Source organism: Flammeovirgaceae bacterium, assembly GCA_015180985.1.
GTDB lineage: Bacteria > Bacteroidota > Bacteroidia > Cytophagales > Cyclobacteriaceae > UBA2336.
Map to the genome: position 1 here is coordinate 2,371,299 of CP054185.1, position 12,802 is coordinate 2,384,100.

The following is a 12,802-nucleotide window of genomic DNA, read 5'->3' on the forward strand; positions in this document are numbered from 1 at the left end:
GCCTCATACTAATTCCTTCAAAGCTTTAACAAACACATCCAGTTCCTGGGTAGTGGTGTAGATGTTCGGGGTTATCCGGCATCCGTGCACGTTGGCGCTGTCGATGGCTACGGTGTAGATTTTATATTTATCCATCAGCGTCTTTGCCAGATCCTGGGGTTTCATGTTTTTCACTCCCACGTTGGCTATACCGCAGCACCGGGTTTGGTCGGCCGGTGTATTTAAAATAATATGCGGAAGGTTGCGCACCTTGCTGGTCCAGTAGTTTTGCAGGTAGCGTAAACGTTCCTCTTTTCGTTCGGCACCAATTTTTTCGTAGTAGTCGATGGCGTTGTTAACGGCCAGATCGGTATGCACCGGAATGGTACCGGTGTGGTTAAGCCGGTAGATGTCATCCTCTTTCATATCGTAGGGGGCCAGCAGCGGCCATACCGAACTGATATTCTCTTTCTTGACATAAAGAAGCCCGGCACCAAGCGGTACACTCAGCCATTTATGAAGACTTGACCCGTAGTAATCGCAGTTCAAATCAGGAATAGAAAATTTGATGTGGGCCACAGCATGGGCGCCATCCACCATTACCTTAACGCCTTTGCTGTGCGCCATGTCGCAGATTTTTTTTACCGGCAATATCTGCCCGGTTATATTAATCATGTGGCAAACCATCAGCAATTTGGTTTTTGGTGTGATGGCCTGTTCATACAAGCGAACGATTTCATCATCATCTTTCGGGTGGTTGGGTACCGATACGATTTTGTTTACCATACCGTATCGTTTGGCCACCTGTTTAAACATGTTCAGCATGGCCGGGTAATCCTGTTCGGCCATCACTGCCTCATCACCCGGTCGCCAGTTTTGTCCGCTGATGATCAGGTCGAGCGATTCGGTGGTATTTCGGGTAATCACTACCTCTTCGGGTGAGCATCCCATCAGGTTGGCAAGCCGGGCTGCCGTTTTCCGTTTGTTTTCAACCTGTACGGTGCGCATGTAGTAGGAGCCCTGGTAGTTTACTTCGCGGATGTGGTTGATGTAGTTTTCGAGTGTTTCCTGCGGAAGGAAACAGTAGTAACCGTTTTCAAGATTGATATAATCCGGTTTGAGTTTGTACCCGCCCCGGATTTGCATCCAGAAATCATCATTGGCTGCCAATTGGTCTGCCGGAAGGTGTTGTACCTGCTTCACAAGGGTTTCCAAAGAAGCAAAGGATGGTAATCCAACGGAGAGAATACCAAGGTTTTTAAGAAATGTACGTTTGTCCATAGCGTATCAAATTGAATTTTTATTGGTTTCAGTAGTTTGAATAAAAGGCGAAGCTTGCTGGTGCAGGCGAACGGCTTTGCGGGCCAGGATGAAGGCCACAAGAAGTGAAACGGCCGACCATACCCAAATGCCCGGAACAAATGAGATGAACAGAAAATAATCGTAAATGCCATGGAAGAATGTTGCGGTAAGGAGCGCCAGAAGACTGAGTCGCTTTTCTTTGGCGTGTATAAATTTTGCTTTGCCCAGCCAGTATCCCATCAGTATGGCAAAGAGTGCGTGTGCAGGAATCGCTGAAAACATGCGCATAATAGCGGTGCCTCCACCGCCATGCCATACATAAATAATGTTTTCGGCTGTAGCAAACCCCATGCCCACCATTACGGCATACACAATGCCATCGAGTGGTTCGTTAAAGTTTCTATTGCGGTAAAGTATGCCACGAATAAAAACAAACTTGCTCAGCTCTTCTAAAAAGGCTACTACGGCAAATGCATGAAAGGCCTGTGCTTTCAGGTCGTGTTCTTCGATTGGAATCAGGCTGTCAATGGGTAAGGCAATGGCCAGGTTAAGGGCAAGACTCAGTACACCATAAAAAAAGCTCAGCGCCAGCAGCCACACCGGTTCGGGTTCGTGCTTATCGTGAATGTACATGTATATAGCAATGGCGATACCGGGTGTTAGTGCAATCGTTACGAGGAAAAAGGTGCTCACAACCTGATGATAATTTAAAACCCTATTTAAGTAATTTCAGCGAAACCATCCACTCGCTGTATCGTTTGTTGTTATCATTCAAGTCGAAGGCGTTGGCATAGCCTACCGAAAAAGTTGATTCGAGCAGGGAGAAGATAACAATTTTCATATCGAGTTGAGAGCCCACGTTGATGAACCGGTTGTTACCGAAGTCATTTTCCTTGGTGAACAAAGCAGAGGAAAATGCAGTAAGCTGCATCCAGTTTGAGTAGAGGTTTAATCCACCCAGTTGCCTGAAGCGGATGGGTGGCAGCACAAACTCAACCATGCCTTTGGCAAACGATTTGGCGATAATGAATTTGTCGGCTTCGAAGCTTAACCCGGGAAATGAAAAAATATTCCGGTACCGCCTGGCTACCTGGTAATCGATATAATTGTTTCCGAAGGCAGCAAAACCGAACCGTGTAAACGGGTTGAAGGTATCGCTTAATGAATTGCCGGCTGCAGTGCGGAACCAAACGGAGAAGTGATTAACCGGAAGTTGGATGCCGACATCGTATGAGCCAATCAGTGTGGAATATACCTTTCCGTTCGAATGGGCAGCCAGGGTTCGGAATGTCCATTTATACCCCTTCTCGGCATCTACGGCACCGAGCGAACCTCGGAGGTTAGTATACATCAGGCTTACATCGGCATTGACGAACAGGCTGTCGGTAAATCCCCGGGTTTCTATTTGCTGGAAGAAGGGTGATTGTTGCAGGCCATAAAATGCCCCGGCACCTAATACCAAATCGAGTTTTCGTGGCATATCCCAAATAAGTGATCGGGTATGGTCTACCCGTGTAACTAGTCCTCTTCGTGAAAAGCGGGTAGGGCCAAACAGGTCGTAAAAGCTGGCAGGATTATGCTGTATGCTAAAGGTGTAGCGCCCTATTTTACCGGAAGCCGACAGGTGCAGTTGTTCCGAGTCATCCAGCACCATGTTAATGCTGTCTCGTGTGCTGGCCATCGGATTAACCCAGGTGCGCGGTGTGTATGACACCGAAAGCTCGAACTCGCGAAAGTTAAGCGGGTCGCCAAAGTTGATGGTATAGCCCGGTCCAAAAAAATTCTTGTAGCCGGTTATAATCGGGTAGGCTGAATTGAGTTGAATTTGTTGCCCAGCGCGGTATTGCCCCTCCTTTATCGTCAGGCTTTCTATATCAATCATATCAGGTGTAGCAATAGGAAGTTCCCACTTTTTTAGTTCCGGGTATTTTTCAATGGTTTTATTCCCTAAGAACTCAATGGAAGCGACTTCATCAACCGGCTTGTTGGGCAGGTATACCGGTTGAAAGCCATCGGCTGTGAAGTTAAACGCAAACAGTTTTTCGTTATCGATGGGCAGCGGGCGGAAAAAACCGGTGATGGCATTGCTCATGGCAATAATTTCTTTTGTGGTTACATCAACCCGAAAGATGTTACTGACTCCTGAATAGTATGATGAGCCATACAGATACTTACCATCCTCTGTAAACCGGAAACCTTGCGGTGATGAAACTTCAAAATTAAAAACCGTGTCAATCACAGCTTTGTTTTTCATCAGGCTGTCAACATTAAACAGTAACAACGATTGGTTGCCTCGGTAATCGGATACGGCCGCACTCAGTAACTTGCCATCGGGCGAGATGTCAATATCAAAAATGTCGTGCCCGTAAGGCAGTGTGTAGCGCTGCTGCCACTGGCTGTAAGGTGCCGCTGGGTTTTGCGGTGTTGATTCAGGAATCCTGACGATGGTAGAGAATCCATTAAGATGTTTTATTCCCCAAATGGACTTATCGGTTTTATTAAAGGCTAAATCACCTGTTCTGAAATCTTTTTGCAGTCGTGTTACCTTACCTGTTTTAATATCGTAGCAGTTGAGGTCGCGCCATGCATCATTATCCGTTGTAAAGTAAATCTTGTCCGCCTGTTCATCGTAGGTAACGGAGGAGACATAAAAGAGCGCAGCCCCTTTAATATCGGCCAGCCGTTCCAGTTTGCCATCGGCTAAATGCAGGGCGGCCAGGTGGGGCGCCTGCCCGGGATAGTTAACGGCCATGTACATTTTGTTGCGGGCTTTGTCGTGATGCGGATAGGAGACCGATCCGATTTTTTTGGTAGTGATAGGCTGGGTGGGTGTTACCGGAAATTCCTTAATCCGCCCGGCATTTTCAAGTTGCCATTTTTTTTCAAACTGTATCCAGTTTCTCCATTCCTTGTTCAGTGATTGACCGAATACATGTTCAAACTGTGAAGAGTAGGATCGTTTGCTGCCGTCTCTGCGTTTAACCCATTCTATTATTTTATCAGGCCCGTGTTGGTAGGAGAGGTAGCCCATAAACCGGGTGCCATATAAATATGAGTTTGTTTTTCCCTGGAAGTCGGTAGTTGTTCCTTCTGATTCAAGACCCTGCGCAGTATAAATATGTGCATTTTGTAATACGCGTGTACGGAAAACCATCTCATCGTAGCTACCCATAGCCAGCCCCACACCACCGCTCATCCACGTTTCGACATACGAAGCAATTCCTTCGTGGTACCACCGGGGCGAGTACCTGCGCGGGCTGGTGAGGTAGCTGTAAAAGGCCGTGAGCGGATTTTCTTTGGTGGGGCTTACTTTTCCGAAAAATACTTTATGAAAAAACCGATCGGTACCACTTGAATTATCAAGCGCAATCACGTGTACCAGTTCGTGGTTCATCATGCTAAATACCCGTTCGCCTGCCGGACTGGTTTCAAACGTGTAACTGAACGGGGAAAGGCCCATGGAGATGGCGTTTTTCGGAACGGCCGTGGCTCCGCCATTTCCATAATCGCCAAAATCCTGAATGAGCACCGTTATTTTTTCGGAGGGAGTATAATCAAAAAGTTTGCGATGAAACTGCAGCGCGTTGTGGTAACACCGCCCGGCATGGGGCAGTACGTACTTATGCCCAAAGTCGTACGTAACCAGGCGCATGTCCTTTGTTTCAATCATGTTCAGTTGCCCGTAGGCAAGAACAGGTATGAAAAGAAGGGAGGCGATTAACCGGTGCATAACAACAACCCGAAAAAAAACCCTGACGGTTGAGGTCAGGGTTTTGAGTAGGCATTACATTAGTTTACTGAAAGTCTGCGCTGGCCATCTTTTCCAGTTGGGTAAACTGCGAGGACTTCATTAGTTCGGTGAACGTCTGATTTTTCATCAGATCACCGAAGGCCGGATTTTTGGCAAGTTCAGCAAACTGTGCATTCTTAGCCAGATCGGTAAAGGCCGGTGATTTGGCTACTTCCATAAACTGGGGCGACTTCATCAGGTCGGCAAAGGCAGCGTTCTTGGCCAGGTCGGCAAAGGCAGGTGATTTAGCCAGTTCCATAAACTGCGCGTTCTTGGCCAGATCGGCAAAGGCTGCATTCTTTGCCAATTCACCGAAGGCCGGATTTTTTGCCAGATCAAGGAACTGCGGATTTTTTGCCAGGGCAGTAAAGGCCGGATTTTTTGCCAACTCCTGGAAACTTGCATTCCTGGCCAGTTCAGCAAAGTCGGGGTTCTTTGCCAGTTCAGCAAAGCGACCCGACTTGGCAAGGTCCATCATCGCAGGATTTTTTGCCAGGTCATCGAAGGCCGGATTTTTGGCTACATCCATAAATTGAGGCGACTTCATCAGTTCGGCAAATGTGTTTGACTTAGCCAGTTCGGTAAACGCAGGCGACTTGGCCAGCTCCATAAATTCCGGATTCTTTGCAAGCTCTGCGAAATCAGGATTTTTTGCCAACTCGGTAAATGAAGCTGATTTAGCTAAGTCAAGAAACTGTGCATTTTTTGCCAGGTCGTTGAATGCCGGACTTTTTGCCAGGTCGAGGAACTCGGGGTTTTTGGCTAACTCGGTAAACTCGGGCGATTTCATCAGATCGCGGAAACTGCGATCGCGCATCAGCGCCTGAAACTGATCGTTCTGAAGTAGTTGCTGTACTTCAGCGCCTTGTAAATCAACCGTGGCAGTGGCGTTTTCGCTTTTATATTTACCCGCTTTTTTAACACCGCCAATACCGGACCCCTCCGCATCATCGGGAGAGAAGTTAAACTGTCCACCCGCCAGGTAATAACCAACTGTGGCAATTGCTGCTACAGCAATTACGCCAAGAAACACTTTCTTAGACTTATCCATAGACTATTTGTTAGGTTGTTTATTGAGAGTTGAGGAAAATAAAGTTAAGTAAAAATCCGTAAAGATTTATACAGGTAATCCATGGGGTTTTGTAAAATGCTTAAAGTTTCATTTTTCGCCTGAATTCGGCATAGCGCGGGTCATTTTCCATTGACCGAAGCCAGGGGTTTCCGGTTAACGTGCTAAGGCCGCCATCGCGCTGGGCATAGGCCTTCTCAAGCCAGGCAAATACCTGGCCGGCATCGTTGCGGCAGCCATAGATTTCAGCAATCTGAAATGCGCTCACCTCCTGGAACTCTGTAATGAAATTTTTTAGCAGTACGTCAGCTTCTTTTATTTTTCCGGCTTTGTAGTAGGCCATCGCTAATCCCTGCATACGCCAGTCTTCTACTACTTCTTTTTGAAGTTCTTCGATGGCTTTTGCTGCATTTCCTTGTAACAGATAAATAAGCCCGAGTCGGTAGCGGGCGGTTGGAAAATTCGGATTTAATTCAAGGGCCCTGTTCAGTTGCTGCGCAGCTTCATCCAGCCGGTTGGCGTGCATCAGGGTCATGGCCAGATTTACCTTGATGACCGTGCGCAATGGATCCAGTTCCAGCGCTTTGGTATATAAGGAAATGGCCTGATCAAATTGCCCTAATGTCAGGGCAAGGTTGGCCATGCCGTTAATGGCCCCGATGTTGGAGGGGTCGCGGGCAATGGCTTTCCGGAATTCATCCTGTGCACCCGGCCAGTTCCAATCGTATGCCGACAAGATAGAGGCGAGTGCGTAGTGGCCGCTGGCCAGATCATCGGCAAGGCCTATTGCTTTATTTGCTGCCGTGCGGGCCTTCTCAAAACCTTCAGCCGGATCAATGTAGCCGTTGTTCGCGTGGGAGGCATAGGCCAACGACAAGGCAGCCCAGGCATCAGCCAATGAATTGTCGATAGCGATTGCCTGGTTGAATAAATCGATGGCTTCATCCACATCTTCGCGCCTGTGTTTTGCAAAAAAGTAGCGGCCCTGCAGGTAAAGGTTATATGCTTCTGAGTTTGCAGGACGTGGATGAACCTCGTTACCGCTAAGTGTTAACTTCAGTTCCTGTACAACTGCATTGGCAATTTCATCCTGAATCTTAAAAATGTCTCCCAACGTTCGGTCATACGTCTTCGACCAGATGTGACTGCCATCGCTGACGTGGATAAGCTGCGCGGTGATCCGGATTTTATCGGAAGATTTTCTTACGCTTCCTTCAAGAATGTGGGTTACTCCGAGTTTTTTACCGATTGACCGGATGTCCTCATTCTTGCCTTTAAATGAAAATGCCGAAGTGCGCGAAATGACTTTCAGTTCCGGTATGCGCGCCAGCAGGTTCAGGAGTTCTTCACTCAGGCCATCGGAAAAATATTCCTGGTCGCCTTCCGGGCTCAGGTCGGCAAAAGGCAAAACAGCAATTCCTTGCTCTTCCGATTGGCCGGAAGGCATACTATTATCTGAACGAAAATAATAGAAGGCTGCTACCAGCAGAATAAGTGCTGCAACAGTACCGAATACGATCTTCCTGTTTGCGGTAGTCTTAGTGATAACTTCGGATTTGTTGTAAACTTCCGCTGAAACTTTTTCGCCACCCGGGCCTTTCATGCGTATTCCGGCAATGGTTTGCTTGATGGTATTGGCTACTTTGTTAATCTGGTCGCGGTAAAAAATGTGGTTAAGGTTTTCTTTAGGCTCATCTTCGTGTGCGCGCAACGGCCGGTTAACACCGGGTGTCCGGTAAATGAAATCCAGTGAACGCAAGGTGCCGCCCAGTTCGGATTCAATTAATTTGTGATCTTGCTCCTCTAATTCATGGATGCGAATAGGAAGTACCCGGCTGTTCACATTGCCGTTGGCCAGCCTGATGTACATACCAAACTGATCGGTACTCGCCAGTTTGTTAAAGGCGCAGAACTCGTGTTTCCAGGCATAGCTGTTTGGGTCGCAATACGTTTGCGACAGGATGGGTATAAAAATCAGGCATTTCAGTTTACCCTCCAGGCTCTTGTCAACCACCTGGGTTTCGAGCAGGCCATCGTGCGGGTTGGAATCGAAGTAAACAGACAGTTCCTCCTTAAACGTTGCGGCAATCTCTTTTTTCAGATTGTCAACAAATTCACTCACCCAGCCATCGTATTTATTGTCCTTGTGCCGGTAGCTGATGAAGATATCGTATTCGTATCCGGGAACTATAGACGGCATTGGTCAAAGATAGGTCATTGCCTCTCCAAAACCGAATAATTGGAATTGTTCCAGGGCAATTCTTTTGTTCTTCTGATAATACTGCCGAACTTTAACGTATGCGAAGGTGGGTGATCCTGATTGCTTTAATGGTTTCCGGTAAGGTGCTGGCATCATCCCTGCTTATCCCGATGGATAACAGCCAGCGCAACCACCTGAAAGCTTACGGGTTAGCTTTTTACACACTTCAGCGCAACATACCGGTTGACTGGCTGCTGAATTACCGGGGTGGAAGTTTTTTGATTGCTTATTCAAAGGAGCTTGCCAGTGAGTGCAAGGTGCGCGATGTTTCCGTTGAAATTCTTAGCGACACCGAGGTAAACAAATTGCTTAACCAGATTGAAAGTCCTGCTGTGAACATGAACCTGGTGCGGATGGAACGCGCCCCGCGCATAGCCGTGTACTCACCTAAAAACGAAGTGATTCTTGATGAGACCGATGCGGTAATCCTGGTACTGGATTATGCCGAGATACCGTATGATATTATTTATGATGAGCAGATCTTAAAAGAAGATGCCTTATTGCGGTACGACTGGCTGCACCTTCACCACGAAGACTTTACCGGCCAGGTAAGCAAGGTGCAGTTCAGGCAGTCGGCCCAGCTTGAAGTTAAATTATTGGAAACTACTGCTGCACAATTAGGGTATAGCCGGGTATCGGCCATGAAATACGATGTGATAAAAAAGATACATGCTTTTTGCGCAAGCGGGGGTTACTTGTTCGCCATGTGCTCCGGAGCTGAAACCTTTGACATTGCACTTGCAGCCAACGGGGTTGATCTGGAAAACACATTGGATGAACTGGAGGTACCGCTCGACTATGCCAAAAGCCTGGCGTTTGAAAACTACACGCTGGAGCCAACCATGAACCGCAGTTTCTCAACCATCAATGTAGGCGGGTGGGGGTATAATGATTCGGGAACTGAGTTTTTCACACTGTTCGAGTTCTCGGCTAAGTGGGATGTTATTCCATCCATCTTAACGCAAAATCACGAATACCTTATCCGCGAATTTTCGGGGCTCACTACAGCGTTCAATAAACCACATGTGAAACCGGATGTGCTCATCCTGGCTGAAAACAGGCAGCGGCCTTATGTACGCTATATATATGGAGAGCTCGGCAACGGCCACTGGACGTATTACAGCGGACACGACCCGGAAGGAGGCCGCGGGCGGGGCCGTGGGCCTACCGATTTGAATTTATTTCCCCACTCACCCGGGTACCGGCTTATATTAAATAATGTGCTCTTTCCTTCGGCCGGTAAAAAGAAGCGGAAGACCTGAAAGCATCTGTTCACTAAAAATTTGCCCGAATCTATTCAACATATCGAAAACCTGATCAACCACGGGCGGTTTCTGGAAGCACGCACAAAAGCTGAGGAGTTACTGAAATCTTCTACCGATACCCGGCTCGCTCAGCTCTATGCGCTGGCTTTATCGAAGTCGGGCATGCCCGAAGCCGCCAAGGAATTCCTCGAACCGGTTTACCGTACAAACCCGGCCGACCCCGAAACAGCCGGGATACTGGGCAGCATTTTCAAGGAGTTATTTAAGAAAAGCCAGCAAAGCACCTTTGCATTGCAATCGCGCGATACATACCTCAAGAATTTTGTCACAACCCAGAATTATTATACCGGCATCAATGCGGCCTCTATGTCGGCCATGATCATGCAATCCGGCAAAAGCCGGGACATTGCGCAACAGGTGATCAGTATGATTAAACCGGAAACAACTGATTTCTGGGAACTGGCCACGCTGGGCGAAGCCTACATGCTGCTGAAAGACAGGGCGAACTCTATTTCGTGTTATGTGAAGGCACGCAAAGCAGCCGGAACGGACTGGGGTAAAATTACCAGTGTGTACAACCAATTGTGGTTGCTCAATCATTACATACCGGTATCCGGTGAGGTGATGAAGGTTTTTAACCCGCCCGGAGTGGTGGCATTTGTCGGACATATGATTGATCATCCGGAGCGCAAATCACCGCGCTTTCCGCCTGAGCTTGAACCAAGAATTAAAGAGGCTATCCGCAGCAGCATTCGTACACTCAATGCCAAGATTGGTTATTGTTCACTGGCCTGTGGTGGCGACATTCTGTTTGCCGAAGCCATGGCCGAAGAGGAGGGTGAAGTAAATATTTTTCTGCCTTTTAATCAGGATGATTTCCTGGATGTAAGTGTTCGGTTTGCCGGTGAGCAGTGGGTGCAGCGCTTCCATGACCTGCGGCAAAAATTTCCGGTACGGTATGTTACCAATGAAGGCTATGAAGGCCACGATGATCTGTTTACCCTGCAAAGCCGTGTAATTTTTGGTTCGGCTGTGCTGCGAAGTGCAGTACATCATGCCGTGCCTTCGTTGTTAACCGTTTTATCGGAAGTTGACCTTAAGCGTAGTACCGGTGGCACACGCGATACCATCAGGTTGTGGCCTTATCCGGATCATTACCTGAACATTAATCCGGATGTGATGCTGGCAACAACAGCTGAAGGCGACAACGGAACCAACGAGCATTCACCTGTTCCGTTAACCGACCGGCCCGTTCACTACCTAGTTCTGGCTGATCTTGCCTTTCTGAAAACCATGGAGAAGGAGCGGGTTTACAAACTGATTAACCAACGCCTGGATGAAGACCGCATTCCTTATGCCGCTCCAGACCCGGCCCACGACAATGTGCTGATGGCTTTTGAGTATGAAACAGCAGCCATGGAGATGGTACGGGCGCTGATTGATGCCGTTCCGACTCATAAAAAAGAACCGGAGCTTAAAATCACTCTGCATGTTGGTCCGGTACTCAGACACGATGGGGATATAAAGGGAGAAGCAATTAACCTGATACACACCCTTAGTACCCTATCACCAAGGGGGGCTTTGTGTGCCAGCAGCCAGTTTGCGGCTTTGCTGGCACTGGATGCGAAACGGTATGCAATTGAATACGCAGGAATCGTTACCGGTAAAGAACAGGCTGAATTCCCCGTTTACAAAGTGGTGTTAAAATAATTAGCGCGTAATCCGGATTTCGTCAAGCAGGTTGCCGGAAGTGTCTATCTGTTTCAGTGTCAACACCGTGCCGTTTGTTTCGATTAATGTGAATGAATGTTTATCGGTTATCATTTTAGCGGTAAACGGCACCCAGTTTTCGGGCGGATCGTGTTTCCATAATTCAGGGTTGCTTCCCAGTTCTTTATCGTATAGCGAGGCGCCACCCGCACCGGTAACGATGTGGATTATTCCAATGGGTTTTGTGTTGATTGTTCCGTCAAACGCTGTATCTAAAGTAAACACCCCGTCCACGCGGCCCTCATCCGAAACTACATAGCGTGTTCCGGCTTCATCTTTTTTAGGATTGAATTTCAACGGAACGCTGCGCTGGTAGTTGTGCACATGGCCGGTTAATACCAGGTCAACACCCAATTCCTCAAGCAAAGGTGAGAGTAACCGCATCCACTGCTGGTTGTAATGTGCTTTGCTTGAGTTAAAACCGGGATGATGATAGGCCACAATCTTCCAGTCGGCTTTACTGTTACCGATGTCGGTGCGAAGCCATTCTACCAACAGTGGGTCGAGCGGATTAACGTAGTCATTGGCATCGAGGCAGGTAATGTGAACATTGCCGTAATCGAACGAATAGTTTGCGGTAACCGGAAACCTGGGTGCGGTATTCTTTTTAAATGCGCTTACAATTTGCGGTTCACCTGTTGGAGTAACGGTTAATGCTGTTATGGGTGCATTGCGGGGTAAATCCGTGTAGTAAAAGTAGGCGAGGCCATCAGGGTATTTACTCAGGTTTGCACTGTACGTGTCGTGGTTTCCGAGCAGCATATAAAAAGGAATGCTGTTCATAAGTGGTGCTCCTTTATCAGGTGCGGGTTCTGCAGCAAGGTAATACGGAAAAAACCGGTGGCGGTATTCCAGTTCACGGCCGTTGTTATATACCATGTCACCGGTTAGCAGCACAAACTGTGGCTTCTGCTGATAAACCCGGTAAGCAATTTCCGCCTGTTGCTGCGTTCCGGCACCGCAATCACCAAACACGGCAAAGCGTGTCTGTGGTTTTTTGCTACGGGTTTCAAATTGGTGTTGAGCAATTGGCTTATCGTTTAACAACACCGTGTAGCTATAAACCTGATCAGTCTTTAAACCGGTGAGGGTTGCCCTGTAAAGCAAGGTTGTTTTGTTCAGCAAGCTGAGTTTGGTAACAACGGGTTTTACTTTAACGGACTTGCTTGTTGTTCCAACCGGTGCACACTCGACTAAAAAATTAGCGGCCACGCTATCAGTTTGCCAGATGACTACTTTTTGTTCTTTAGTAAGGGATGAGGCATTGCCCGGTTGCAGGTAAGGCTGCACCAACAACTGTTGGGGAAAAGCCTGTAGTGAGAAAAGGAGTAATATAACAATTTGACTTACCCGGATTTTCATAAGGC

8 protein-coding genes are annotated in these 12,802 nt (G+C 47.8%); 2 read left to right on the plus strand and 6 right to left on the minus strand.

Going from position 1 to position 12,802, the window contains the following annotated elements; all coding sequences use genetic code 11:
* Positions 1-3 precede the first annotated feature (3 nt).
* The 5 genes from HRU69_11050 to HRU69_11070 form a co-directional block, all read right to left on the minus strand.
* Positions 4-1,260, minus strand: a complete 1,257-nt coding sequence (locus tag HRU69_11050; protein QOI97985.1) for an aminotransferase class V-fold PLP-dependent enzyme — start codon at positions 1,258-1,260, stop codon at positions 4-6.
* A gap of 6 nt (positions 1,261-1,266) precedes the next feature.
* Positions 1,267-1,914, minus strand: a complete 648-nt coding sequence (locus tag HRU69_11055; GenBank protein ID QOI98910.1) for a PrsW family intramembrane metalloprotease — start codon at positions 1,912-1,914, stop codon at positions 1,267-1,269.
* A gap of 82 nt (positions 1,915-1,996) precedes the next feature.
* A complete protein-coding gene (locus HRU69_11060; GenBank protein QOI97986.1) occupies positions 1,997-5,011 on the minus strand; it encodes a hypothetical protein in 3,015 nt (1,004 codons plus the stop codon).
* Between the two features lie 64 nt (positions 5,012-5,075).
* A complete protein-coding gene (locus HRU69_11065) occupies positions 5,076-6,122 on the minus strand; it encodes a hypothetical protein (protein ID QOI97987.1) in 1,047 nt (348 codons plus the stop codon).
* A 100-nt stretch (positions 6,123-6,222) separates the two neighbouring features.
* Positions 6,223-8,340 (minus strand): tetratricopeptide repeat protein, encoded by a 2,118-nt coding sequence (locus HRU69_11070; protein ID QOI97988.1) that lies wholly within the window; start codon positions 8,338-8,340, stop codon positions 6,223-6,225.
* A 98-nt stretch (positions 8,341-8,438) separates the two neighbouring features.
* Between HRU69_11070 and HRU69_11075 the strand changes: the two genes are divergently transcribed.
* Both HRU69_11075 and HRU69_11080 read left to right on the plus strand, forming a co-directional pair.
* Positions 8,439-9,662, plus strand: coding sequence for an asparagine synthetase B (locus HRU69_11075; GenBank protein ID QOI97989.1), 1,224 nt, complete (start codon positions 8,439-8,441; stop codon positions 9,660-9,662).
* Positions 9,663-9,683: 21 nt separating this feature from the next.
* The gene (locus HRU69_11080; GenBank protein QOI97990.1) at positions 9,684-11,375 is read left to right on the plus strand and encodes a DUF4071 domain-containing protein; all 1,692 of its coding nucleotides are present in this window, start codon (positions 9,684-9,686) and stop codon (positions 11,373-11,375) included.
* Here the strand turns inward: HRU69_11080 and HRU69_11085 are convergent, their stop codons facing one another.
* Entirely contained in the window at positions 11,376-12,797 is a 1,422-nt protein-coding gene (locus HRU69_11085; GenBank protein ID QOI97991.1) for a metallophosphoesterase, read from the minus strand.
* Positions 12,798-12,802: the final 5 nt, after the last annotated feature.

What these genes read in the sequence shown, in the direction of transcription:
- HRU69_11050 (QOI97985.1), bottom strand. Translation starts at nt 1,260, where the DNA reads ATGGACAAACGTACATTTCTTAAAAACCTTGGTATTCTCTCCGTTGGA.
- HRU69_11055 (QOI98910.1), bottom strand. Translation starts at nt 1,914, where the DNA reads ATGTACATTCACGATAAGCACGAACCCGAACCGGTGTGGCTGCTGGCG.
- HRU69_11060 (QOI97986.1), bottom strand. Translation starts at nt 5,011, where the DNA reads ATGCACCGGTTAATCGCCTCCCTTCTTTTCATACCTGTTCTTGCCTAC.
- HRU69_11065 (QOI97987.1), bottom strand. Translation starts at nt 6,122, where the DNA reads ATGGATAAGTCTAAGAAAGTGTTTCTTGGCGTAATTGCTGTAGCAGCA.
- HRU69_11070 (QOI97988.1), bottom strand. Translation starts at nt 8,340, where the DNA reads ATGCCGTCTATAGTTCCCGGATACGAATACGATATCTTCATCAGCTAC.
- HRU69_11075 (QOI97989.1), top strand. Translation starts at nt 8,439, where the DNA reads ATGCGAAGGTGGGTGATCCTGATTGCTTTAATGGTTTCCGGTAAGGTG.
- HRU69_11085 (QOI97991.1), bottom strand. Translation starts at nt 12,797, where the DNA reads ATGAAAATCCGGGTAAGTCAAATTGTTATATTACTCCTTTTCTCACTA.